Source organism: Acerihabitans arboris, from assembly GCF_010131535.1.
GTDB lineage: Bacteria > Pseudomonadota > Gammaproteobacteria > Enterobacterales > Enterobacteriaceae > Acerihabitans > Acerihabitans arboris.
On sequence record NZ_WUBS01000004.1, the window covers coordinates 347,401 to 372,113 of the forward strand.

Consider the following 24,713-nt stretch of genomic DNA (forward strand, 5'->3'; position numbering starts at 1 on the left):
CCCATTTCGACCAAAAAGCACACAGACGTAAATGATAATCAGTCAACTTTTATGCACATGGCATCCTAATATATTGATAATCATATTAAAAATAAACATCAGGTGAACAAACGCAACGCCAACGGCCTAAACGGTTTGCAGAAAAAATCACACATGATTAATCATGAATTTTTCTTATGTTTATTCTGTTCTGTTTGTAATATGATTTGGTCAACAAACCTCTTGCCTTTAATCGAAAGCGCCTGCCGCTTGGCAAATTAGTGCGTCAACCCTATGCGCGGTGCCCAGCGAATTGAGCACCTGCCTTAAACGTGACATCGCTAGACTTAAGTCAAATTTATCGATTCAGTTTTGGGAGGCCGCTCCCAAAAAATTGTCGTTGAACTTGATTGTGAATTGTTGTTAAAAGATTAGGTAACTGTGAAGCTTTATGAAATCACCAGGCCAATAAAAAGCATTTTATCGTTGATAAAAACAGATAACCAAATTTAAATGAGGGTGCGCGCTATGCCAACGATCATCATGGATTCATGCAGCTATACCCGACTTGGTCTAACGGGTTTTTTAACGGACACCGGAGTAAAAAAGCGTAATATCAACATTGTCGCTGACATCGGTCAATTGCAGAGTAAATGTTCGCGGGTCAAGCCTGATGTGGTTTTTGTTAATGAAGAGTGTTTTATCCATGAACCGGATGCTACTGAAAGAATAAAACGGGTAATCACCCAGCATCCCGATACGTTGTTCTTTATTTTTATGGCTATGACCAATATCCATTTTGAAGACTATCTGTTTGTCCGCAAGAATCTGATTATCACCTCAAAATCGATCAAGCCCGAGACTCTGAATTCACTGCTGACAGGCTGCAACAAGCACAAATGCCTGGATGACGCCCATAAGTCGCCGCTCGATCTCAACCCGGTACGTTTAAGTCAAACCGAATCCAATATGCTGCGCATGTGGATGTCCGGCCATGACACGATCCAGATTTCAGACAGCATGCGGATCAAGGCCAAAACGGTCTCGTCGCATAAAGGCAATATCAAACGAAAAATCAAGACTCATAATAAACAGGTGATTTATCATGTCGTGCGGCTGACGGATACCGTTACCAGCGGTATATACGTTAACGCGCGCTGATGGCACCGCAATAAACCGCCTTAACGCTTTTTGGCGGGCGGGCGTTTTTCGGTATCAGGGCGCCGCCTGATACCGTTTTTTAGCGCTGGCTTAACGCGCAGCCACCAAAGGTTCCACAAAAATCCCGTCAGGGTGACTGGTCTCATTGAAAAACCAGATTGCGGTGGGATAATCGTCCAATGCCACCAGGTACATGACCCCTTCGCTGAATTCTTCTATAGCCTGTACGGTACCTTTACGCCGTGGCCCGCCATCGGTCTTCACCGTCACCCGATCGTGTAATTTCATGACTTACCTCTGAATGTGTCCGGTGGCTAGTTTAGTACAAAACCGCCCTCCAAGTCAGCCGTTCCCCGGCAGCCCGGGAAATTTTATCCGCCGGCCGGCCGGACCAGGGGCGTAGTGCGCCGACATTCGCACTAAAAGCTATACTTAACGGCGGCGCATTTGCAAAACCTCACAAAGGGGAAAAATTATGGCCTTTGCTAAAGAATATAACCAGCAACTCAAGCGTGAAATCAGTATCGACGTAGATGCGTTGTTAATCGCGGTCAGGGGAGCGGCAGATCGGGAAGTTCATGAACATCAAAGCAACGAACATGCTCATATGGTGACGGTCGGCGGGCGGGAATTTACTACCTATGGCGAGCTGGCGGCGGCGTATCAATTAGATATCCGCGATTATACCGTAGGGGAAGTGAATCGTTGATCGGGTATTTTTTGCACAACTTAACCTTTAGGCCATGCCGTTAAATAAAAAACCCCGGCCTAGAGAGCCGGGGAATAAATAGCATATCCACTCCGCGGGGACGCGGAAGGAATTCTAAAGTTCGTTACACTAGGAAATCAAATTACCTGCACATACTAGCGGCGCCGCTCAATTTGGCAAGTAACATTACCAATTCTTCTATATACAGTTGTGGTGAAAATGGTCAAACCGATACTTTCGCTGCTGACATGAAAAGCGTAAAATCTAAAATAAAATATTATTTATCATATTGTTATAAATACTTTCAGTTATCACGGCACCGTTAAATGAATTGATAATTGCTGTTAAGCATGGAGATTATTTTAAGAATTTTCTTAACAAACATAAGAAAAAATACTGCATATCAACTAAGGTGGATTGGTATTTTACGCCTCGGCCCGAGATTTTTGCCTCTTGTCCGGCATGGCATCGTATATACTCATTTTTATGAGACGACATCAGCCCTCTGTCGCGGCTGTCATAAAAAGGCGGGGAAAAAAATGCCGAGCCTCGAAGACCCATTAGTGGTAATTACCGATTTGGACGGTTCGTTGCTTGACCACCATACTTACAGCTGGCAGCCGGCCGTGCCCTGGCTCGAAAAACTCAAGGCCAATAATATTCCGGTGGTGTTTTGCTCCAGCAAGACCGCCGCCGAGATTGTGCCGCTGCAAAATAGCCTCGGTTTTCCGGGCGCATCCTTTATCGCCGAAAACGGGGCGTTGTTGCAGCTCGACGGCGAGTCGCCCGGTAAAATCATGGGTAAGGATTATGCCGCCATCCGCGCCGCGATGCTGCGGCTGCGCGAAGAGAAAGGGTTTAAATTCTTCGGTTTCGGCGATGTGGATGAGAAGCTGGTCGGGGAATGGACCGGCCTTGCCGCCCAGGATGCGCTGCTGGCGCAGCGCCGGGAGGCCTCTGAAGCCTTTATCTGGCGTGAAAGCGACGAGCGCCTGCGCGAATTTGCCGACTGCCTGGCCGCGGCCGCCCTGGCCGTGACCCAGGGCGGCCGGTTTTACCATGTAATGTCCGCCGGTAGCAGTAAAGGCGCCGCAGTACGCCAGCTATTGGCGCACTATCGCCGCCGGGACGGGCGGCAATGGCAGTCAATAGGCTTGGGAGACGGGCCAAACGATATTTCGCTGCTTGAAGCAGTGGATTATGCGGTCATCATTCGGGGCTACAGCAAAACACCGGTGAACGTCAGCCCACAACAGCGTTATGTCTATCGCACCAAGGCCTATGGACCAGAAGGCTGGAGCGAAGGGATGGACCATTTTATTACCTCGGCCTAATCAGCGTCGGATAACTATTTTAAGAGCCTATCGAGATAGGTTCGACATGTCATTGCTTGGGGAGTTTACGTATGAGTGATTTTCATCAAAATGGAATTATCGCCAATTTTCACAATCTGTCCGATCGTAAAGTCGATGAGCTCGAAGCAGAACTGGTGGGATTTTCAAAAAAACGCAAAATGGGTTTAATCCTGCCGTCGTTGTTTTCCGAACTTGAAGGACCGGCATTGGCCCATATAGTCGACGAAATTGCCAAAGTGCCCTACCTGGAGGAGATTGTCATCGGACTCGATCGCGCCGACCGCGATCAGTTTCTTTATGCCCGTGATTTTTTTTCCCGGCTGCCGCAGCATCACCGTATTTTATGGAATGACGGGCCGCGGTTAAAAGCCATTGACGCCGAACTGGAAAAAGAGGGCCTCTCGCCAACCGAGCCGGGGAAAGGACGCAACGTCTGGTTCTGCACCGGTTATACCCTGGCGTCCGACCGGACCCTGGCGGTGGCGCTCCATGATTGCGATATAGTGACCTATGAGCGCGGCATGCTGGCACGACTGTTATATCCCGTCGTCCATCCCAAATTCAGCTACGAATTCTGTAAAGGCTTTTATGCCCGGGTGGCCAATGGCAAAATGAACGGACGCGTGGTGCGGTTATTGGTAGGGCCGTTATTGCGTTCGCTGGAAAATGTTTACGGGCAGTCCCCGTACCTGGATTATCTCAACAGCTTCCGCTATCCCCTGTCCGGTGAATTCGCCATGCGCACCAGGGTCATGCATGACATGAAGATCCCGGGCGATTGGGGCCTGGAAATCGGCTTACTGTCGGAGATTTACCGTAACTATTCGCCAAATCATATTTGCCAGGTTGAAATCGCCGATAATTATGACCATAAGCATCAGCCCCTGGCGGAGGAGGACGGTTCGGGCGGTCTCAAGCGCATGAGTAATGATATTATCCAGTCCCTGTACAGAAAATTAGCCACCATGGGGGTCAGTTTAACCAGCGACTCATTCAGGGTATTAAAAGCGACATATTATCGTAACGCGCTCGATATCCTTGAGTTCTATCATCACGATGCCATCATGAACGGGCTGAAGTTCGACCAGCACAGCGAGGAAGCGGCGGTGGAACTTTTTATGCAATGTATTCTGGATGCCGGACAGGCCTTTATCGAACGCCCGAACGATAAACCCTTTATACCGAGCTGGAGCCGGGTACAATCTGCTTTTCCCGATATTATGCAGCGTATCTACGACGCGGTGGAAGAAGATAATAACGGGGATGTATAGTCCCGGTTGGTAACAAATAGGCGTAAAGCGGGCAAGATTGAGCGTATTTTGCCCACTTCATGCTTGTGCCATGAGAAATCAGCCGTTATATCTTGCTCATGAGGCGACTATCCTTAAAATAACCCCGGTTTTTCCTCAGTGCTCAACAAGTAACCTTCCGGGCGGAAATTAATAGTTATGCGCGAACTCAAACCTAATGAACCCCTGGTCGCCGCTCTTGCGCAATGGATTGAGGATCACCTGGACCGTGACATCGCGCTGCCTGAGCTTGCCGCCCGTTCAGGTTATTCGGTCTGGCACATGCAAGGCGTGTTCCGCGCGACCACCGGCATCGCGGTGGGTCGCTACATTCGTGAGCGAAAATTGACGGAAGCGGTGCATCGGCTGCGCAATAGTGATAATAAAATCATAGACATCGCGCTTGATTATGGCTTTAATTCCCAGTCACAATTCACCACCTTGTTCAAAAAATATTTCGGCATCACGCCGCAGGCTTGCCGAAACGATCGCTCGATAATATTACCGTTAACCCCTCCCCTGCGCTATTAAGCGCGCCGGCTAAATTTCAGGAAAACCGGTTGGTAGGCTATAAAACGGTGAAAGTGTTATTTTAAAAAAATCAATTCAAACACCGCCAATTTCTGCTATTGGGAAATATTGGCGGCATGAGCTTAATTAAATCAATGCCTTTGCTCTGCTAGTTTTCAGATAATTAGCTATTATCCTAATTAGATTATAACTATTTAATATAGTCATTCATCCTTTGAGTAAAATCTCACTTAAATGTATAGTATTTCTCTGGATTTAGCGTACTATGTATAAGTAAGATTAATTTCCCTGGTGTAACTTAAGAAGTACTGTTGCCCGCTGTTTTCGGCGGGCTTTTTTTCCATGGCCATGCCTCTGGTTGTAACGCATTCATTTACACCATTTTTTTGCTTTTGGGACCGCATTTTTTAAAATTCACCATATCCCACAGTTGATTTATACATAATGTCTGCTAATCAACTTAAAATAATGTCTTTCGCCGCGATTTACAGCGACAATAATCCCAGGCCGATGACCAATAATAATTTTCTCATTAAGGCGCGCTTTGCAGCCGGTCAAAAAAAATAAAAAGTATAAAAAACCGAGGCCTGCTTTATCAAGATGGATGCCGGGGCATTAGCCGCCTGACACGGGCGTCAGGCGACAGGCGGGGAGAAAATTAAATTTTGCAGCCTTCACAATCATCTTCCGCCGTAAAGGCTTCCGGTACCGCTTTGGCTTTTTGTTCAGCATTTTTTTCCGCTTTGACCAATTCAGCGTCAATATCGAATTCAAAAATATCATCGTTCATGGAGTCAACATCCCGTTGGTTAGCACAGCGTTCATTATAACCGAAACCGCCTGCAAAAGTTAACCCGGCGGGCTATGGACCAAAAAAACCCGGCCGGTGCCGGGTTACGTCGCGGAAAAAATCCAGGTCTAGATTTCCAGCCCTTTTTTGCTCTTTTTGTCCGCGCGCTTTTCCTTCAGTGTTTTTTCCGGTCTCTTCTTGGCTGACTTGTCCTTACCTCTACTCATAAACACCTCGCTTACTTGTCAGATTTAGGGGTTTTACCAAAAGGCTTCCCGATAACACCCGGGCAAGCTAGAGTTATCAAACCTGGCCCGGAAATGCAAGAAAACGATCAATGGCCCTTATCAGGATGCGCCTTAAGCCAGTTTTCCATGGTATCGATTTCGGCTTTTTGCGCTTTAATTACGTTTTCCGCCATCTGCCGCATGTGCGGATCTTTACCGTATTTTAATTCGGTCTCCGCCATGGCGATGGCGCCCTGGTGATGAGGGATCATGCCCTGGGCAAACGCTACGTCGGGGTCATGGGCCTTAACTCCCTGTTCCATATCCTTGTGCATATCCCGCATGGCGGCCATATAGGCCTGGCTGGACTCGCTCAGCCCCGCCGGCGACGAATGATCCATTGTCATGCCGGGCATGCTGTCATCAGCCCCAGCGGGGACCGGGACCCACGGCAAGCTCAAAAAACATAGCGGCAGCATCGAAAATTTGTTCATATCCTCTCCTGTTATTGTCTATGCGCGGTATCGGCCGAAGCGTCCTCCTGGCTGATAATATAGGATTTAAACTGCGGCGACATCCAGGTGGCAAAACCGGTGGCGGTTTTAGAGATCAGGTAGACCGCCAGGCCCTGCTGTTCGGCCAGCGCCTGGGCCTTTTCGCTGCCCAGCACCATCAGGCCGGTATCCCAACCGTCGGCTTCCAGGGCGGTGGTGGCGATAACCGTAGCCGACACCAGCTTGTGCTCAATCGGCCGGCCGGTAACCGGGTCGATAATATGCGACACCCTTTTGCCCTGCAATTCATAGTAGTTGCGATAACTGCCGGACGTGCTGATACCGTGCCCCTGCAGGTCGACGACCGCCTGGGCGTCAATCTCCTTATCGGTCGGCCGCTGGATAGCCACGCGCCACGGCACGCCCTGCGGCGAAAGACCGCGGGACACCACGGCTCCCCCCACCGACACCAGATAGCGGGTGATGCCGCGCCGCTCCAGCAGGGCGGCCAGGTGGTCGGTGGCCGCGCCCTCGCCCAGCGTGGAGAGATCAACATACAGATCCGGCAGATCCTTTTGCAGCCATTGCCCTTTGTCATCTTCAATCAGCCGGAGATGGCGCAGCCCGACCCGCGCGCGCGCCTGGTCGATTTGCCGTTGATCCGGCATGGTGCGCGGCTGTTTATCGGGACCAAAACCCCACAGATTGACCAGCGGTCCAACGGTGACATCCATGGCGCCGCCGGTTTTCGCCCCAATGCGCAGCGCGGTGGTGACGATATCGGCCATATTGGCGGAAACAGGCTGTGGATCGGTGCCGGGATAATGATTGAAACGCGACAAAACCGTATCCTGTTGGTAGGTAGACAACTCATGATTGTCCTGTTCCAACTGTCGGCTGATGCTGTCCTGTAATCCGGCCAGGACCCCGGCGGGAGGTGATGCCAACGTCACCCGGTAAAACGTCCCCATGGTCTTGCCCTCCGCCACCCACGCCTGTCCGCCGTCCCGCGGCGCCGGCTTGTCACAGCCGGCCAGCGCCAGGGCGCCTGCCGCCCCGGCGACGAACAGTATTGCTATATATTTTTTCATGAATTTCCCTACTCCAGCCTCAAAACGGGCCTACGCCGCCAGCGCTATGTTAATACGTCTGACTGGGTTTGCAAAAAACAGACCGAAAAATGGCTGGCGCGGATGATAACGCGCCGTCCCGGCGTGACGCCGGACGCGGGATGGGGATTTAAGGCGAGCCGGAAAAAGCGGGCGGTCATCACCGGTCGGGATGCGCGCCGCCCTGGGCGTAATTAAACATACGCTGCACGATCTCGTCGGCGCCCTTGATAATATCGGAGAGGTGTTTATCGCTGCGGTTAACCGCCTGGGAATAGGCAATCTCATGCGCCTCGTCCACCATGGTAATAATACGATCGCGGGTTTCGGTATCGAGATTACCCAATATCGTGGTGATAACCACCTGATAGGCATGGGACGTGACGGTAAGAAGCTCTTCGCGGGCTTCCAGCGCCTCGATACGTTCGAGCAGCGCGTCATAAAGCGGATCGTTGGCCATATATTCTCTCCCAAATGTCATGCGGGCAATCGCCCCACACCCGCGGCAAAATCGGCCACAGGTGATGCCGTTAGCCTTTTTATTGTTATTGCCAATTGAAAGTATAGTCAAGACGGGAGCGCGCAATGCCGCGGACGGCATTTATTCCACCCGGACATTGCGCTTATTGCCCGCGGCCACAGACGTTAGTCGATGGAGCTGGCGGGCGTATGCGGTTCGCTTTGTCCCCGCCGGGCCATTTGGCCCACAGGGCGGTGAGGATGGGGACCAACAGTGAGGTGACGATCACCGCAGTGGCCACCAGGGCGGTGGCCGCGGCCACCTGGCTTTTGAACACCGGGTTCATCTCGGCGATTAAAAACGGCGTGGCCGAACTGGAGGCGGCGATCCCGGCGGTCCCGTCGCCGCCGACGATAAATTTATCAGCCAGGATCAACGGGATGCCGGTGGCGATAATCACCCCCACCCCTAACAGGATACCCAGCATCCCGGTATCGCGGATCACCGGTAAATCGATGGCGCTCCCCAACGAAAAGGCGAAAAACGGTATCAGCGTCGGCATCGCGCGACCAAAAAATTCGCGCAGGTCATCATCAAGATTTCCCAGGATAAAACCGAGAATAAACGGCAGCACCGCCCCCAGGAACAGCCGCGGCTCAAACGAGGCCACCCCGGCGGATCCGAGGATAATCATCGTCAGCAACGGGCCTGATTCGATGGACATCAGCACAAACGCGGCGAAATCCTCCTTACTGCCGTATTGCTGCATAAGCGAGGCATACCGACCGCCGTTGGTCATATTCATCGACGTGGCCAGGACCAGGGTGGAAATACCGGTAAAAAAGCCGCTTTGCACGCCGTCGAGCGGCAGGAAGCGCGAGGCTATCAGGGCGACCACCCAGGCGGTCAGGATTTTTACCACCACCAGGGTGCCGGATTTTTTTAACACCGCGCCGGACGCGCGCAGCCGGATGGTCGCACCCATGCAAAAAAACCAAACCCCAAGGATAGGTATCGTTCCTTTCAGGATGCCGTTGGTAAAAGAACCGAAATAACCACCTGCGCCGGGATAACAGGTATTGATTACCGCGCCGATAAACAGGGGAACCAACATTAATCCGCCTGGGACCTTATCTAATCTTGGTTTGATTTTCATACCGCACCCTTAAGAAACACCATATCTTAAAAATGAACCAATATTTTATTTTTTATGAAACGACGTAAACCATCGGGATAAGTATGAGCCGCGTCACAAAATAATTGTGGTGCACATCACTAATTTTCTAGAACCGCATAATTTGAACATGCAATAGATATCTCATTGTAGCGATCAAAGCCCATGCCGCCGCGCGCACCGGGTCGGCAATGCGGAGTGTCGGCCGCGTTGATATCGACAAACCGTCGCGATTTACCGCGACGGTTTGTTGAGCTTGGAAAACACAGCCGCCCCCTCAGGTACGGCGGCCGCCTGTTTTAACAGCGGTGGCGACCCGCGGAGCCGCTCGCGCGCGGGTCGCCAGCCAGCAGATAAGCGAACCGCAGCAGACCATGGCCACGCCCTGCCAGAACGTGCCGGTCAGGTGGATATCCAGCAGCACGGCGGCAAACAGGGAGGAAAAGACAGGGGTAAAATAAGAACAGGTGGCCAGCAGGATCATGTTGCCGTTGATAATACCGATATTCCAGGAAGCATAGGCGATACCCATTACCGCGCCGGTAATCAGCAGGCCGAGGCAGTTTTCACCGTTAAAGGCCAGCGCCGGCTCATTGCTGAACAGGTACTTAACCCACAACAGGAGCGCGGTGAGGATAAAAAACAGCGTAACGCCGTTCCTGCCTCCGGCATACTTTCGGGTTACATTGCAATAAACCGCCCAGATCAGCGCGCCGCTAAACGCCAGGCCGTAGCTTAATGGATTGGTCAATACGTTATCCAGCATATGCCGGGGCGTCCACCCGCCGTCGCCGTTCATCAGCCAGCCGATGCCGGTCACCGCCAGCAACAGGCCAATGTAGACGCCCGGACTGCCCTTCTGGCCGTTGATCATAATCGCCAGCAACACCGTCAGGCTCGGCCAGAGATAGTTAATCATGCCCAGTTCAATCGACTGCTGCCGGCTGGCGGCATAACCGAGCGACAATGATGAACAGATCTCATAGCTGGCAAACAACAGCCCCGCGGGCAGCATATACCCCAGGCTGATGCCGGATAAACGCGGCCGTTCCACCAGCGCCAGCAGGAACAGCGAGCTAAGGGTATAGATCATGGCCGCGCCGCCGGTGGGACCGAGCTGCTCGCTCAGGCTGCGGATTAATCCGGCCAGGGTGCTCCACAGCACGATCGCCAGCAGTCCCAACAGGGTGGCACGGGTTTTCTGTTCCACCGGCCTCACGCCCGCAGACCCCGCCACGTCACGCCCGGGCTGCCAGCAGGCAAAGCTTGCGGGTTAGCCGGTAGCTGCTGACAAAGGCGCCGACCGGCAGGAATTCAAACTGCGAGTGGAAGTTATGCGCGCCGGTAAAATAATTAGGGGTCAGGAGCCCTCTCGCCGACAAGGCGGCGCCGTCGGTGCCGCCACGCATCGGCGTTATTTTCGGGGCGATGCCCAGTTCGTCAAGCCCGGTTAACAGCAGATCGATAGCCCGCCGATCGTTGCCGATGGCGTTGCTGATATTGCTGTAGATATCACTGATCAGGAATTCGACCTTAGCTCTGGGATAACGCCGGGCAATTTCCTCCGCTACCTCGCCGATGCGCTGCTTGCGCCATAAAAAACGCTGTTGGTCAAAATCGCGTATCGAAACGTTCAGCCGCGCCTGGCGCGCATTCGCCGCCAGATCGTTAAACCAGAAATATCCTTCCCGGCCCTCGGTATGCTCGGGCGTTTCCTGCCGGTCAAAATGACTGATAAATTCGTGGGCCATTAAAATCGGATTTACCAGCACATTTTTTGCCGACATCGGGTGGGCGGTCACCCCGGTCAAGGTTATCGCCGCGCTGGCGGCGTTAAAATTTTCATACACCACCTCGCCCAGCTCGCAGCAGTCGATGGTGTAGGCAAAATCCACGTCAAAGCGGGCCGGATCCATGGCCTTGGCGCCGCGCAGGCCTATTTCCTCGTCCGGCACGAAGGCCACGACGATATCGCCATGGGGCGTATCCGCCTCCAGGTTTTCCAGCATGGTCATGATGGCGGTGACGGCGGCTTTATTATCGGCCCCCAGGACGCTGGTGCCGTCGCCGAACACAATATCCTGGCCTTGGTAGGCCAGAATCTCCGGATGCTCGTCAACGCGTAGCCAGATATCCCGCCCGGCGTTCAGGCACAGATCCTCGCCGGTGAAACGCAGCAACTGAGGATGGATATCCGGCGACAGGCCGACATCCACGGTATCAAGATGGGCGATAAAACCAATGCGCGGCGCTCCCGGCGTGTTACCGCGTTTCACCGCGGTCACGGTGGCATGGTTATCGACCTGAATATCGTCCAGGCCAAAAGCGCGCAGCTCCTGCGCCAGCATTTCCGCCAATTGCTGTTGTCCCGACGTGCTGGGCAAGGTGGTCGCCGAGGCATTGCTTTGGCTGGTTACCGCCAGGTAGCGGAAAAAACGTTGAATTAACTGTCCGGCGATATCGTTTGGCATAACGGTCCCTTGGCAAAAGAAAGCAATAATCGAAACAAGCAACCCGGCCGCGGCTTAACACCGGGCTCCCGGGGCGCCGGCGTCCCGGTTGGTTATAAACGGATTTATAATATAAACGCTCGCGGCGCAGGTCTCCAGCCGGAATATACCTGATTAACCGGGTTTACAGGCAAAACCGCGCCCGCGGGGATGACGGGCAGGCTCATAAAGACGGGGTAAATACGCCAGCCTGGGGTAGCTCGGGGCAGAGCGTCCGGGGCCAGACAGCACAATGCCCGCCTTGGGCGGGCATTGTGACGACAGGTTAACGTGCGTGCCCACCCGGTCAGCGGACCCGCACGGGCCAGAAGTTATAACCCGGCCGGACGCGGCACTTCCAGATACTGGCCGTTGATGCTGCGACGGTAGTAGTGTCCCTGGTTGACGTAATAGCGTTCACCATTAAGATCCAACACCGTCATATTGCCGCTCACGCCGCCGGACGCATAGACCTGCGGCTGTGGCGGCGCATCCACGACCACATACTGGTTTTCCTGGCGCTGGTAATAGATACCGTCAAGCACATAATAGGTCAGCCCGGCGACCAGTACCGTTGCCGCCACACCCGGCAGGAAATCGAATCGTGCGCCGCGATGCGGACCGCCCCCACCCCAGCCGGGCCCAGGGCCGCCCCATCCACGGCCGCCATGGCCGCCATGGCCGCCATCATACCAGCCGGGAGCGGCAAAGCCTGCTACCGGCACCACGAGGATAAGCGATAACACAAGGCTCAATAATTTTTTCATAAGATTCCTATAACCTTCCCGCTTAATAACACACGTCTAAAAAATTTCGCCGATGCTCTCATAACAGACCTAAATCGATGAATTCGCAAGTCCATTTACTCATCTTTAGCCGTCTATAACGAAATCCTTACCATCCGTTAATAATTTATCGTAATTGGGTTTTCGCCCTGCTTAAACGAGATTATTGCAACCCACAAAATGCAAATGTTGGGTAAAGGTTGCAAGGTGATGTAAACATATAATTTATCTGAATATTACGCGTTGAGTGATTAGCCATTATCATTTGAAGCGATGGCGCACGAATGGTATTTTTTAACTGACCGTTTACTCCAGTGTGCGGTCATATGTGATGTTGGGCACCCACATTTTCTTTCGGTGGGTGTTTTTTTTATCCGCCGCGCCGGCCCGTCCGGACTGATTATTTTACCAGATCGTCGAGACGCTCATCTACAATGCCGGCCGGTTCAAGATGCGCCAACACCTCGGCAGCTGGAAACAACTCCCTCACAGCGGCTTCCGCCGCATCGCCGATATTATGGCCGACATCCACCGACAGCTGGCCGTCGACCTCTACGTGCAGCTCGACAAATACCCGATCGCCGCCGTTGCGGGTGCGGATATCGTGTACGCCGCGCACGCCCTGGCAGCTCAGGGCGGCATCGCGGATGCGCTGGCGGTCTTCCGCGCCAAGCTCCTGGTCCAGCAGTTGCCTGAGGGCCGAAATCGCCATGCCGCGCGCGTTCCAGATCATATAACAGGAAATGGCCAACGCGCCGATGGCATCCGAGCGTGTCCAGCCGAAAACGCTGTCAAGCACCAGCGCGCACAGCACCGCCATGTTGACGGCGATATCGGTAACGTAATGCGCGCGATCGGCGGCAATGGCCGTGGAGGCCGTTTTTTTGACCACAAACGTTTGCATCGCCACCAGCGCGCCCGTACACAGCGTACTGCCCACAATCACCCAGATGCCGAGCCCGTGCTGCATTAGCGGCTGCGGATGAATCAGGCGTTGCGAGGATTCCATTCCGAGCGCCAGGCCGGCGCCGCCCAACAGCAGCGCCTGCACAAAGGCCGCGACGGCCTCGGACTTACCGTGGCCGTACCGGTGGCCCTTATCCGCCGGACGTTGAGCATAAAACACGCCGATAAGCGTCACCACCGACGCCATAACGTCGACCAAACCGTCCGCGGCCGAAGTCAGCAGTGCCATGGAACCCGTCAGCAACCACGCCCAGATTTTAACTCCAACCATCACCAGGGCCACGCTGAGCGACGTTAAGGAAGCAATGCGTGTCAGCGTCTTACCGGGAAGATTAAACGACATTAAAACATCCCCCACGGATATTTATTTTTTTCATGTAGCTAACCAATTGATAATAATTATCAAATAAGGGATTCTGTTTATCATTTAGGGATGGTAGGTTACCATCAACCCCGGTTCCTGCCTACCGAATGCCGCCGGGGTTGTCGCCAGGGTAACATAAAGGAGGCGAAGGGTTACCGGACCGGCAGGTCAGGTAATAATAGCGAGCTCGGGGCAAACATCTCGGCGAATTGCGCAAGGATACATGGCGCGCGCGCCGGCATCGCAATAGCCTGTTGCCGTGCGATATTCAGGTGAGAAAGATATTGCCGCGCAAGCCGGCATGCTTATTTCATCGGGATTTTTGCAGCGTGGTTCCCCAGCGTGCCGTCAGTCACAGACTGGGCAGAGGATAACTGCTTGAATAGTGGCGGAGAGACAGGGATTTGAACCCTGGGAAGGATCGCTCCTTCAACGGTTTTCGAGACCGTCCCGTTCAGCCGCTCCGGCATCTCTCCTTTTTAGCGGTTGCTATCATGCCCTGTTTTACGGCATTTTAATAGTCCTAAACCTCGCCTGACGACTCAAGTGACGACTTATCGAGCAACCAGATGATGAAATGGCCATGGAAAAGTTCGACGCCTTCCGCTGAAACCCTTGCCTTATGGCAAGAGGCCTTGGCGATCCCGTTATTCTCCCCCCTCTCCGCCGATGAGCAACACGCGCTGGTATTACTGGCCGGTAAATTCCTCCAGCAGAAAAAATTGGTGGCGTTGCAGGGGCTGGTCCTGGATGAGGTGATGGAAGCGCGCATCGCGCTGATGTTTGCCCTGCCGGTATTAGGCCTGGGCATCGAGTGGCTCGACGGTTTTCACGAAGTGGTGATTTATCCCGCGCCGTTCGTGGTGAACGACGAGTGGCGGGATGAGTTTGGCCTGGTGCATCGCGGGGAAGTGGTGCACTCCGGGCAGAGTTGGGATCAGGGTCCCATCGTCCTTAACTGGCAGGAGATCCAGGACTCCTTTGATCTATGCGGTTTTAACCTGGTCATCCACGAGACCGCCCATAAGCTGGACGCGCGCAACGCCGGGGTGGTTAACGGCGTACCGCTGATCTCCCTGCGCGACGTGGTGCATTGGGAAACGCTGCTGCATGCGGCGATGGAGAATTTACAAGATGAGGTTGATTTGGTCGGCGAGGATGCCGCCAGCATGGATGCCTATGCCGCCAGCGATCCGGCCGAGTGCTTTGCGGTCTTGTCCGAGTATTTTTTCAGCTCCACGGAGCTGTTAACCGAGCGATTCCCCGAGCTGTACCGCTGTTTTGTACAGTTTTACCGGCAGGACCCCCTGGCCCGCCTGGGCGCGCAGCGGCTTGCCGGCACCTGATTTGGGCAAGGGTTGCGCAATCGCGCCGGAACATTTGTTTTTACGTTGACACGCCTGGAGGGGCCGGATATGATTCGCCCCGTTCTCGCGATTCCTCTGTAGTTCAGTCGGTAGAACGGCGGACTGTTAATCCGTATGTCACTGGTTCGAGTCCAGTCAGAGGAGCCAAATTCTTGTTTTCATGCCGCTTTGCGAATCCCTATGCGATTCAGAATCAATAAGTTAGCGTGAAAAATCTTCCCGATGTATTTTTAGTTTTCCCTCCGCATCGGGAGAATTTGGTGGTCAGATTTGGGGTCATATTGGTTCGATGACGGAGTGACCCCCAAATGTCTCTTAACGACACAAAAATCCGCAGCTTAAAACCATCCGCTAAACCCTTCAAAGTTTCCGATTCTCATGGCCTGTACCTTTTGATCAATCCCGGCGGTTCACGTCTCTGGTATCTCAAATATCGCATCAATAGAAAAGAATCTCGCCTCGGCTTAGGTGCCTATCCTGATGTGTCTCTGGCCGATGCTCGTCTGCAACGTGACGGTATCCGTAAATTGCTGGCACAAAATATCAACCCAGCACAACAGCGATCCGCTGAACGAACCACTTCATCACCAGAAAAAACCTTCAAGACCGTTGCATTGAGCTGGCATAAAAGCAACCGAACATGGTCAGAGAACCATGCTGCCCGTCTGCTAGCCAGCATGAACAATCATATATTCCCGATAATTGGACACATGCCAGTCACAGAACTGAAAACCCGCCATTTCATCGACCTGCTGAAAGGAATTGAGAAAAAAGGTCTGCTGGAAGTGGGGGCACGCACCCGGCAGCATATGTGCAATATCATGCGCCATGCCGTGCATCAGGAGTTGATAGAGCATAATCCGGCGGCCAATCTGGACGGTATCATCGCCCCTCCCATTAAACGCCACTACCCTGCCCTTCCGCTGGAGAAACTACCGGAACTGTTGACTCGCATTGAGGACTACAAGCAAGGGCGAGAATTAACCCGTTTGGCAGTATCACTTACTCTGCACCTTTTCATCCGTTCCAGCGAGTTGCGTTTTGCCCGTTGGTCTGAGATTGATTTCAGAAACAAAATCTGGACCATTCCAGCCACCCGAGAAACCATACCCGATGTCCGCTATTCAGGGCGTGGCGCGAAAATGCGCACTCCACATATCGTACCCCTCTCCCGTCAATCCATCACTATTCTGAAACAGATACGGGATATATCCGGGCATCAGGAACTGATATTCCCGGGTGATCATAATCCGTATAAACCAATGTGCGAAAACACGGTCAATAAGGCGCTACGTCTCATGGGTTATGACACGAAAAATGAAATCTGCGGCCACGGATTCCGGGCGATGGCCTGTAGTGCCTTGATGGAGTCGGGCCTATGGTCGCAGGATGTGGTTGAACGTCAGATGAGCCATCAAGAACGTAATAGCGTGCGTGCAGCTTATATCCATAAAGCTGAATATTTGGATGCACGGACGGCAATGATGCAATGGTGGTCAAACTATCTTGAAACATGTAAGAAAGCATATTTACCTCCTTATATCTGGTCTAGTAAAAACCCTTCAGTATATTAACTGTCACCTTAGAAAAAGGAAAATAATAAGTAGTAGTTCCTGACATCAAAGACCTGCTACTTTCATTGAAAGTATAACATTATTTATAGCGAAATAATAATTCAGCCGACGAAGAACGATATATTAAAAGCATGTAATCATCCATGATGGACTTTTCTAAAGACTAATTGTTTTTAGTTAAATAATCACTAAATATTTTATATCTTTTCAAACTCGGCAAATTAATAATCCAATGCAATCACGGCCTTTCAATAAATTTACTCCCAATACTATATAATGATTTAAAAAATAATCAGACATCCGATTCCATGAGATAAATAATTTGATATTTTTAACCGTACTACCCTAATCAATTCCTTCTCACAGTTTACTACCAGAAATATCTTTGGCTACGATAGTCAGAGTGAGAAAAGCTCTGTTCTGCCTTGTGCAGTAGGTTCCAATCCTTCTCGGGATATTTGTTAAAAAATATCACACTTCATGAGCTTTCAACTAATCGTGCACGACATTTTATTTTGACTATATATAGTCCCGCCACAACCTTGTCACTTATCACATTAATTCTCAGATTTTTAATCTAATGAAAATTGCTCAAGGCAGCATCCTTTATATCTATCTTTAGAAATGAAGTTTGTTATACTAAAATAGTTGGTAGCAGCTACGGATTGAATGTGCGTCTATTGCTTTCTTCTGTGAAAGAGCCGTTTATGCTGACAATATTATCTCGGATGAGGCCCAGTCATTTACGTGCATGAACAAACATCATGCAGACAACACTTAGTGAATTGTCGAACAAGCTGATGATATTAATCATAACACCTACGGCAGATCAAAAAAATCAGTATCAGGGAAACCGCAGATGCGACAGGCTACAGTGCTTCGCAGATTTGCCGCACCCAGGCCCTTTATAAAGAGATGGTACCTAATTAGGCATTCGCATCCAGATTATTATAAAATATATTTTTACTATATCACATTTCCGCAAGTTTCAATTCACACCTGAGACTGTATACTGAGCACTTAAATATGAGCGAGCTTTCTTCAGCAAATGCTAAAGACATGTGTAAGTAGTGAATCAATCATGAATTTTGACACGGAGGCAACCACGAACAAACTCTGGGTTGAAGTGTTTGACCGCATCACCAACGTAGCCTAAATCCAGTGAGCTGATTTGTGCCATTTCATTCTCAGTTAATGAGAAATCCCAGATGGCAAAGTTTTCTTCAATACGCTCCTGATTAGTGGATTTAGGAATGACTGTCACACCACGTTGTACGTTCCAGCGCAGGACGACCTGGGCAGTAGTTTTTTTATGGGCGTCCGCAATTCCCTGCAGCATTTCATTTTCATACGGCTTATGTCTTCCACCGCCTAACGGTGCCCAGGCTTCAGGCTGAACATTGTAAAACTTCATGGTTTCAAGCGCTTCAGGTTGCGCAAAGTAGGGATGTAGCTCAACCTGGTTCACCATTGGCCTGATTCTGACAGTTTCGCAGAAATTTGCTAAGACGTGAGAGTAGAAATTGGAAACCCCAATCGCTTTTAGTTTGTCGGCGTCATAGGCATCTTCCAGCGCACGCCAGGCACTGAAATAATCGCGCATGGCCTGATGCAGTAAATAGAGGTCAAAATATTCTAGCCCTGATTTCTCTAATGAAGCATCGATCCCGGCTTTAGCCGTCTCGTAACTGGCCATGTCCTGCACCCACAGTTTTGAAGTAATGAACAGCTCTTTGCGGGTACACAAACCTTGGTCAATGGCCTCACGAACAGCCTCACCAACGGCATCTTCATTACCGTAAACTGCTGCCGTATCGATGAGACGATAGCCTGCACGAATAGCAGCCAACACTGACTGCTTACACTCTTCTTTGTCTGTTACCTGAAAAACGCCAAAACCTGCCATTGGCATTTTCAGGTTGTTGTTTAACAATGCATATTCCACGGCTGAATTCCTCTATTTCGTCAGAATTATCATTCTAAAATAAAAAAACACCTCGATTAAGGCATGATTCTTAATATGAATTATGCAAATAATTCATAAATTGTGGCTTCTCTAGGTCAGTAAATATAAAAACCATTTCACTGGACAGTATATCCACCATCAACGGCTAGCGCCTGTCCGGTAACAAAGCTGGCATCCGTGCTGCACAACCACAGCACAGCACGTGCAACCTCTTCCGGTTCCCCCAAACGCCCTATCGGCTGCAGCTTCATCAGTTCGTCCATCGCTTCAGGCTCACTGTTAAGCATATCTTCAACCATTGGCGTGCGGATAATGCCAGGGCAAACTGCATTAATCTGTATTCCACGTGCGGCATACTCAAGCGCGGCGCTTTTTGTCAGACCCAACACGCCATGCTTGGTCGCATGATAAACACCGCGACCGGCAATCCCTACCAACCCGCCAAGAGAGGAGCAATTAACGATCGCGCCACTTTCCTGCTGGCGCATTTGCTGAAGCTCATATTTCATGCAGTTCCAGATACCACGCAGGTTAATCGCATAGACACGATCAAACTCCTCACCGCTGGCATCTGCTGTTTCAGCGATCGGGCTTTGAATACCGGCATTGTTATAGGCGGCATCAAGCTGGCCAAACGCCTGAACCGTATCCTCAATCATGCGCCTGACCTGCTCTTCATCTGTCACGTCACAAAGAACCGCGTTGACGGGGTATCCCTCATCCTTAAGCGCATTGGCTTCTCGGGATAATATATCTCGGCGAATATCTGCCATAACGACCGTCGCGCCAGCCTCACAAAATGCCCTGACCGTTGCTAATCCCATACCGGAAGCCGCACCGGTGACTAATGCAACCTTACCGCTAAAATCATAGTTAACCATATCGCTACCTCAATACTGCCCAATAAAACTCAAAGTGTATAACCAGGCTTTTTAAATAATGACCCTATCTGTGGGGCAATAATCGGATCGTAAACCAGCTCTTTCCAGTCATCTGCAGAGACTCGAGTCATCGCAATCGAAACAGCATCATCAGAGGTAAACAGATAGCGTTGTAGGACGTCGCTGAGCGCATTAGCCATCTCCGTAATATCTTCATCGGACAACACTCGCGGGTTAAAGTGAAGATCAAGGTGTGGCATATTTCCCTCCCAATATATTTCGTTAAAAGCAGGGCAACAGAGGTTGCTTAAGCCATTCTGACTTGATTCCATCAGCGTTAAAACCGCATAAAACAGAATGAAGTAATGAGGAATTATCATGAATTACTCATTGACCGTCCTACAGTCTGACAGGGGTCAGGTGTAACCAGGACTGTGGAATCCTTACTCATCCTCAAGCTCATAGTGAGGATATCCGGATGCTGAATCTGGCGGGATTACCGGTGCAAGCAATCGCATTTGCATGCTGGCCTCAATAAAATCGCAGCGACTTTTGCAAATGTATTAACGCAGTAAAATGCGTTGCCTGAAATGTTCCACTTCTGCTCTGCGTTACGATACGCTAACGTCTTATTTTTACTCTGGCAGTAAGGGGCACAACTTGGCACGGGAAAACCTTAATGATTTAATGGCATTTATTGTAGTCGCGCGGGAAAAAAGTTTTACCAAAGCGGCGGCGCTTTTAGGCGTTTCACAATCAGCCCTCAGCCACACCATGCGAACCCTCGAATCCCGTCTGGGGATGAAACTTCTGACCCGCACCACCCGTAGTATCTCGTTGACGGATATCGGGCAATCCATGCTCGATGACCTCGGCCCTTCTATCGATGGGATCCAGGAGCGGCTAAAGTCACTGAAGGATCTCAACGGTAAAGCCGCCGGTACCGTGCGCATTTCCACATCGGATTATGCTATAGGCTCAGTTATCTGGACGAAACTTGAACCACTGCTCAAGGAATACCCGGATATTACTCTGGAGCTGATTGATGACTACGCCCTGACAGATATTGTCTCTGGCCGTTTTGATGCAGGAACACGTCTCGGCGAGCAAATATCCAACGGCATGATCTCAGTGCGTATCGGCCCGGATGTACGCTTTGCTGTGGTGGGTTCACCTGACTATTTTTCCCGACATTCCATCCCTATGCACCCCAACGATCTTGTTGACCATAACTGCATCAATCTGAGGTTTCCGACCCATGGAAATCTGTACGTATGGGAATTTGAAAAAGCGGGAAAAAGTCTGAACGTCAAAGTCAGCGGCCAACTGGTTTTTAGCCGTATCTATCAGAATCTGCAGGCTGCGGTAGAAGGATACGGACTGGCACATGTTCCCCGGGATATCGCCGAAAAACAGATCGCCCGCGGCGAACTGGTAAGCGTCCTTGAAGACTGGTGCCCTTTCTGGGACGGTTATTACATTTACTACCCGGAAAACCGAAATCATTCAAAAGCTTTCCAACTCGTTATTGACGCGCTGCGTCACTACCAACATCCCTGAAGAACGTCGTAGCAGAAGCTGGCCCCTGAAGTGGAGCACAACCTCTGCGAGGTGTTATCCATCAGGCCGGATTTCTGCCTGCGAACACTTCTTTAAATACGGGTAATGCGGAGAAAATGTTTGGCCAGCCAGCCACAAAGGCCAGTTGGGTCAACACCTCTGAGGCTTGAGTACGGGTCAGACCATTATCCATTGCCCGATTAAGATGATAAGGCACCTGTGCCACTTGTCCGGCGGTAACCAGCGCACTGACAGTTACGAGGCTTCGGTCCCGTGGTGCCAGGCCGGGCCGCAGCCACAGATCCAGGAACAGCGCATCCGTCGTGTATTCCACGACGCCAGGCGATACCTTGCCAAAGTTTGATTCAACCATCGTGGCTCGTTTGTTTTCCGCCTCTTTATCGAGAGGAAGAAAATCCACGTTCTCACCCGGCAGTGACGCCGTATCAATATGGCGTTGCGCAAATACGTTGCGCAACGCCAGCGCCGCTGAGGTGGCATTTGGCCAGCCGGCATAAAATGCCAGGTGGGTAATCGTCTCAGAGATTTCCGTTGGCTTCACGCCACTGTCTAGCGCCAAGTTAAGGTAGCGGGGAAGCTCCACCGAATCGTTACGGCTGATAAGTGCTGCAACCGTCACCAGGCTGCGGTCACGACGCGATAATTCCGGACGATTCCAGAGATCTTTTTCAATAAATCGTTCAGCATACGCAGCCATTGCGGGGGCGACGTCGGCAACAGCGCCATGGGTGTCTTCTGGTAACATATTCGAACTCCTGTTTTGCGTGGTCTTGGAAACACATCCGCTCATCAATAACAAAGAAACAATGACCAGGAATGTCCTGTTTATCATTCATGTTCTCCCGCCTGCAGGTACTGTTTATCGCTGACTTTTTCAAGCCAGTTTACGTTTTCACCTTTATCATTCGATTCCTGGATGGCCATATGAACCATCGTGGTTTTATCCGTTGCGCCGTGCCAGTGTTTAACCCCAGGCGGGCACTGCACGACATCTCCTGCGTGTACGGTTTTCCGTTCCCCCCCCCACTCCTGGACCCAGCCAGTACCGGAGGTGATAACCAGAGTCTGCCCAAGCGGATGGGTATGCCAGTCAGAGCGCGCGCCAGGCACGAAGGTAACATATGCTGCTCCCGTTCTTTGCGGTGCTACCGGTGAAAAGAGAGGGTCAATATAGGCGCGCCCAGTAAAGTGGTCGGCGGGTTCGGCAATCGTTGCGCGACTGCCGGTTTGCGACAATTTCATCTGAGCTGAAGTGGCTGTTTCGCCGTGTACGGACATACCTGCGAATAACAATAGTGATGCTGCTACAGAGGTGAAACGTATCATCATACTTTCCTTTTGTGAATGAAACGGCTAATCCGGTACCGGAACAGAAAAGGTATTAACATAACGTGGTGATAAAACTCCGGCAGAACAGAGTGACGGCGATGCCGATAAAAAGCATGTTCGGGGGTGGCGATTACTCAGTCAACAGTTCAAATCTGGCACTAAAAGTCTCAGGATGGATGGGCAACGCGTCCGGCTCATCTAATTGTCCAAGCCTAATTAAGCCGGTCACATAGCCATGAGGCTTATAGAAAATGGCCAGATTTCCCCATGGCGCATAAATTGTGATATCGCCTTTGTTTGCGGCCGTTCCTGCGGGTGAACCCGCAGTTGTGATGCGGGAGGGTAAGTCGCTGATTTTCTCCTCCCTGGCATAATCTTTCAGTTGCAAAGTAAGCGGTAATAAGGTGGCAAATTTGCGACTCGCTGGAGAGTCATTCAGGGTCGCGGTAAGGGTTTTATCTTTTAGTATGATGTTTAACTTCATTGAATTTTCCTGTGTATTCCGCGCGCTCGCCGTAGCCGAAAATATGAATATCATGCCCACTATGACCCATCCTGAAACGCCGGGTAAAACACGTTGCGTTTTTGAATAAATGAACATGAGAAACCACTCGACCGCAGGTATTTGTAACTATTCTTAACAAAAGAAAGCAGCTTGTTAATAGCTATTATCAGAATAGAAAAATGAAAAAAATTCATTAATCGCAACAGTTATTACCACATCTGGTGTATATAAAGGGGTAGCGAACATGCGCTACGGCTTAAGGATATGCGCTTATTCAACGCTCAGTGAAGCCATGTCAATAACGAATCGGTGCGGCATGCCCCCCTGTTCAAGAGAGGCCAAGGCATCATTGATTTGATCGATATTAATCATTTCACACTTAGGATAGACATCATGCTTCGCGTAGAAATCTAGCACTTCCTGCAGGTGCCATTATCGATGCGAAGGCCATTGCCAATGCATTCGATGAATGAATCTGCTCGCTGACCATCGCAGGACCAAACGCCTGAAAAAAAACACCGAGCGCCAAGGTGCAAACAAAAGTCACCGCAGCGCGTGGGAACGCTGATTTCTTTGCAAGATGAAGTTGTTGGTAAGATTAATGCTAAAGCACGTGGTAGATCCATTGGGGTGGGTGCCGATTCCAGCGACCACTCGCAGCGAAAATCGTCTTCGAGCGCGCTATCTCGGAGTTTGGGCAGGTCGACATTATGGTCAAGAATGCAGGTTCGGATGATATGGTTGCTATCGAGGAGGCCACTGATGACCATTTCACTAAGATCGTAGAACTGAACTTGACTGGTCTATTTCGCTTCTGTCGGGAGGCAGTCCAGTATTTTCTGCCACACAACGAAAGTCATATCATCAATGTATCGTCTGCCAATGCGACCCTCCCTATCTGTGGTCTAACCTATACGTCCACTAAGGGTGCAGTGAAGGCGATGACCAATAATATCGCCATCCGCTTGTTAGGTACTAAGATTCGCTGTAACGTCATTGCCCTCGGAGTAACCAACACTGAGGTTGCTGTGCGGCTTGGGTTGTTGGCCAACAAGAAGGTAGTGACGAGTGAGCCCGCTATAGGGATCGATACATTCATACCGTCGGCGATCACAGGCAGCAAGCCCATAGTGGCAAACTCGGAAGTTCCAATGCCGATAGCTCCGATACCCAATGCCAACAGAGGCCAGTTGAAGCTGCTGGGAGAATTAACAATGCCTTTACTTTTCAATTTATTTTCTTCGAAAAATGCGATAAGAATTCTACAAGGGAACACGTCTGGATATACAAAAATAGGGAGTTTTGCCTTGGAGGCTTAAATCTGATGGAATGGAAATTAGTGCGATGCAGCCTTAGGCTAAGAGCAGAGTGTGCCACTTGGTGAAACTGTTTAAGATCTGCTTTGAACAGAAGACCGGCCTCATGGCCGGTCTTCTGTTTTCATAGCTATCACCATTTCTGAAGCGCCGAATTAAGTCACTTCAAGCACCTTGATAGCCATTATTGTAAGCGTACTTTCACCGCCGTATTGACGGTTATTCTGCAGTCAGATCCACATTCCAGGGCAGGAGTTCCGCCACCCGGTTTATCGGCCAGTCTGCCAGAACGCTGAGGATATGACGAAGATA

25 protein-coding genes, 2 tRNA genes and 3 pseudogenes are annotated in these 24,713 nt (G+C 51.0%); 11 read left to right on the forward strand and 19 right to left on the reverse strand.

The annotated features are described in order from the left end of the window. The first annotated feature begins 507 nt into the window (after window positions 1-507). Window positions 508-1,140 (forward strand): transcriptional regulator RcsA, encoded by a 633-nt coding sequence (rcsA, locus tag GRH90_RS07735; protein WP_162365358.1) that lies wholly within the window; start codon window positions 508-510, stop codon window positions 1,138-1,140. Window positions 1,141-1,230: 90 nt separating this feature from the next. Here rcsA and dsrB read toward each other — a convergent pair whose 3' ends face one another. Next, window positions 1,231-1,428: a protein DsrB gene (dsrB, locus tag GRH90_RS07740; protein WP_162365359.1), complete on the reverse strand. Its 198-nt coding sequence runs from the start codon at window positions 1,426-1,428 to the stop codon at window positions 1,231-1,233. A gap of 187 nt (window positions 1,429-1,615) precedes the next feature. Between dsrB and yodD the strand changes: the two genes are divergently transcribed. From yodD to GRH90_RS07760, 4 genes are all read left to right on the forward strand, one after another. Continuing rightward, a complete protein-coding gene (yodD, locus tag GRH90_RS07745; RefSeq protein WP_162365360.1) occupies window positions 1,616-1,849 on the forward strand; it encodes a YodD family peroxide/acid resistance protein in 234 nt (77 codons plus the stop codon). A 539-nt stretch (window positions 1,850-2,388) separates the two neighbouring features. Continuing rightward, the gene (locus GRH90_RS07750; protein WP_162365361.1) at window positions 2,389-3,183 is read left to right on the forward strand and encodes a mannosyl-3-phosphoglycerate phosphatase-related protein; all 795 of its coding nucleotides are present in this window, start codon (window positions 2,389-2,391) and stop codon (window positions 3,181-3,183) included. Window positions 3,184-3,254: 71 nt separating this feature from the next. Further along, window positions 3,255-4,475 carry a glycosyltransferase family protein gene (locus GRH90_RS07755; RefSeq protein ID WP_162365362.1) on the forward strand — a complete coding sequence of 407 codons (1,221 nt, stop codon included), beginning with the start codon at window positions 3,255-3,257 and terminating at the stop codon, window positions 4,473-4,475. Window positions 4,476-4,652: 177 nt separating this feature from the next. After that, window positions 4,653-5,024, forward strand: coding sequence for a helix-turn-helix domain-containing protein (locus GRH90_RS07760; protein WP_162365363.1), 372 nt, complete (start codon window positions 4,653-4,655; stop codon window positions 5,022-5,024). A 658-nt stretch (window positions 5,025-5,682) separates the two neighbouring features. Here the strand turns inward: GRH90_RS07760 and GRH90_RS26505 are convergent. The 10 genes from GRH90_RS26505 to GRH90_RS07805 form a co-directional block, all read right to left on the reverse strand. Continuing rightward, window positions 5,683-5,814: a hypothetical protein gene (locus GRH90_RS26505; protein WP_281352734.1), complete on the reverse strand. Its 132-nt coding sequence runs from the start codon at window positions 5,812-5,814 to the stop codon at window positions 5,683-5,685. A gap of 334 nt (window positions 5,815-6,148) precedes the next feature. After that, complete coding sequence (gene copM, locus GRH90_RS07765) at window positions 6,149-6,520, reverse strand: CopM family metallochaperone (protein WP_376766065.1); 372 nt, start codon at window positions 6,518-6,520, stop codon at window positions 6,149-6,151. 26 nt (window positions 6,521-6,546) lie between these two features. Beyond that, complete coding sequence (gene apbE / locus GRH90_RS07770; protein ID WP_162365365.1) at window positions 6,547-7,626, reverse strand: FAD:protein FMN transferase ApbE; 1,080 nt, start codon at window positions 7,624-7,626, stop codon at window positions 6,547-6,549. A gap of 178 nt (window positions 7,627-7,804) precedes the next feature. Continuing rightward, the gene (locus tag GRH90_RS07775) at window positions 7,805-8,104 is read right to left on the reverse strand and encodes a hypothetical protein (RefSeq protein WP_162365366.1); all 300 of its coding nucleotides are present in this window, start codon (window positions 8,102-8,104) and stop codon (window positions 7,805-7,807) included. Between the two features lie 163 nt (window positions 8,105-8,267). After that, window positions 8,268-9,260: a 2-keto-3-deoxygluconate transporter gene (kdgT, locus tag GRH90_RS07780; protein ID WP_162365367.1), complete on the reverse strand. Its 993-nt coding sequence runs from the start codon at window positions 9,258-9,260 to the stop codon at window positions 8,268-8,270. Window positions 9,261-9,555: 295 nt separating this feature from the next. After that, the gene (gene yddG, locus GRH90_RS07785) at window positions 9,556-10,497 is read right to left on the reverse strand and encodes an aromatic amino acid DMT transporter YddG (RefSeq protein WP_376766066.1); all 942 of its coding nucleotides are present in this window, start codon (window positions 10,495-10,497) and stop codon (window positions 9,556-9,558) included. Window positions 10,498-10,516: 19 nt separating this feature from the next. Continuing rightward, window positions 10,517-11,749 (reverse strand): peptidase T, encoded by a 1,233-nt coding sequence (gene pepT, locus GRH90_RS07790; protein ID WP_162365369.1) that lies wholly within the window; start codon window positions 11,747-11,749, stop codon window positions 10,517-10,519. A gap of 350 nt (window positions 11,750-12,099) precedes the next feature. Then, on the reverse strand, window positions 12,100-12,534 hold the full coding sequence (locus tag GRH90_RS07795) for a DUF6515 family protein (protein WP_162365370.1): 435 nt from the start codon (window positions 12,532-12,534) through the stop codon (window positions 12,100-12,102). A 418-nt stretch (window positions 12,535-12,952) separates the two neighbouring features. Further along, window positions 12,953-13,861, reverse strand: a complete 909-nt coding sequence (locus tag GRH90_RS07800) for a cation diffusion facilitator family transporter (RefSeq protein WP_162365371.1) — start codon at window positions 13,859-13,861, stop codon at window positions 12,953-12,955. A gap of 407 nt (window positions 13,862-14,268) precedes the next feature. Then, window positions 14,269-14,358, reverse strand: a tRNA-Ser gene (locus tag GRH90_RS07805). Between the two features lie 93 nt (window positions 14,359-14,451). Between GRH90_RS07805 and mtfA the strand changes: the two genes are divergently transcribed. The 4 genes and pseudogenes from mtfA to GRH90_RS26205 form a co-directional block, all read left to right on the forward strand. After that, on the forward strand, window positions 14,452-15,228 hold the full coding sequence (mtfA, locus tag GRH90_RS07810; RefSeq protein WP_162365372.1) for a DgsA anti-repressor MtfA: 777 nt from the start codon (window positions 14,452-14,454) through the stop codon (window positions 15,226-15,228). Between the two features lie 92 nt (window positions 15,229-15,320). After that, window positions 15,321-15,396 (forward strand) — tRNA-Asn (locus tag GRH90_RS07815). Between the two features lie 161 nt (window positions 15,397-15,557). Beyond that, entirely contained in the window at window positions 15,558-16,823 is a 1,266-nt protein-coding gene (locus GRH90_RS07820) for a tyrosine-type recombinase/integrase (protein ID WP_162365373.1), read from the forward strand. A gap of 816 nt (window positions 16,824-17,639) precedes the next feature. Then, a pseudogene (locus GRH90_RS26205) lies at window positions 17,640-17,753 on the forward strand (recombinase family protein); the annotation flags it as partial. Window positions 17,754-17,898: 145 nt separating this feature from the next. Here GRH90_RS26205 and GRH90_RS07825 read toward each other — a convergent pair. The 3 genes from GRH90_RS07825 to GRH90_RS07835 form a co-directional block, all read right to left on the reverse strand. After that, window positions 17,899-18,768 carry an aldo/keto reductase gene (locus GRH90_RS07825; RefSeq protein WP_162365374.1) on the reverse strand — a complete coding sequence of 290 codons (870 nt, stop codon included), beginning with the start codon at window positions 18,766-18,768 and terminating at the stop codon, window positions 17,899-17,901. 137 nt (window positions 18,769-18,905) lie between these two features. Beyond that, complete coding sequence (locus GRH90_RS07830) at window positions 18,906-19,670, reverse strand: SDR family NAD(P)-dependent oxidoreductase (protein WP_162365375.1); 765 nt, start codon at window positions 19,668-19,670, stop codon at window positions 18,906-18,908. 29 nt (window positions 19,671-19,699) lie between these two features. Beyond that, window positions 19,700-20,050 (reverse strand): tautomerase family protein, encoded by a 351-nt coding sequence (locus GRH90_RS07835; protein ID WP_162365376.1) that lies wholly within the window; start codon window positions 20,048-20,050, stop codon window positions 19,700-19,702. Window positions 20,051-20,330: 280 nt separating this feature from the next. Between GRH90_RS07835 and GRH90_RS07840 the strand changes: the two genes are divergently transcribed. Then, window positions 20,331-21,230 (forward strand): LysR family transcriptional regulator, encoded by a 900-nt coding sequence (locus GRH90_RS07840; RefSeq protein WP_162365377.1) that lies wholly within the window; start codon window positions 20,331-20,333, stop codon window positions 21,228-21,230. A 61-nt stretch (window positions 21,231-21,291) separates the two neighbouring features. Here GRH90_RS07840 and GRH90_RS07845 read toward each other — a convergent pair whose 3' ends face one another. From GRH90_RS07845 to GRH90_RS07855, 3 genes are all read right to left on the reverse strand, one after another. Then, on the reverse strand, window positions 21,292-22,083 hold the full coding sequence (locus tag GRH90_RS07845; protein ID WP_162365378.1) for a carboxymuconolactone decarboxylase family protein: 792 nt from the start codon (window positions 22,081-22,083) through the stop codon (window positions 21,292-21,294). Beyond that, the gene (locus tag GRH90_RS07850) at window positions 22,080-22,577 is read right to left on the reverse strand and encodes a (R)-mandelonitrile lyase (protein ID WP_162365400.1); all 498 of its coding nucleotides are present in this window, start codon (window positions 22,575-22,577) and stop codon (window positions 22,080-22,082) included. The genes GRH90_RS07845 and GRH90_RS07850 overlap by 4 nt, the downstream gene beginning before the upstream one ends. A gap of 133 nt (window positions 22,578-22,710) precedes the next feature. Next, window positions 22,711-23,064 (reverse strand): cyclophilin-like fold protein, encoded by a 354-nt coding sequence (locus GRH90_RS07855; protein WP_162365379.1) that lies wholly within the window; start codon window positions 23,062-23,064, stop codon window positions 22,711-22,713. Window positions 23,065-23,750: 686 nt separating this feature from the next. Here GRH90_RS07855 and GRH90_RS07860 point away from each other — a divergent pair. Beyond that, window positions 23,751-24,104 (forward strand): annotated as a pseudogene (locus tag GRH90_RS07860) (SDR family oxidoreductase); the annotation flags it as partial. 46 nt (window positions 24,105-24,150) lie between these two features. Here the strand turns inward: GRH90_RS07860 and GRH90_RS26210 are convergent. Continuing rightward, window positions 24,151-24,301: pseudogene (locus GRH90_RS26210) on the reverse strand (hypothetical protein); the annotation flags it as partial. 319 nt (window positions 24,302-24,620) lie between these two features. Beyond that, window positions 24,621-24,713 (reverse strand): transposase domain-containing protein (locus tag GRH90_RS26215; RefSeq protein WP_162364288.1); only part of this gene is annotated, 93 nt, incomplete at its 5' end.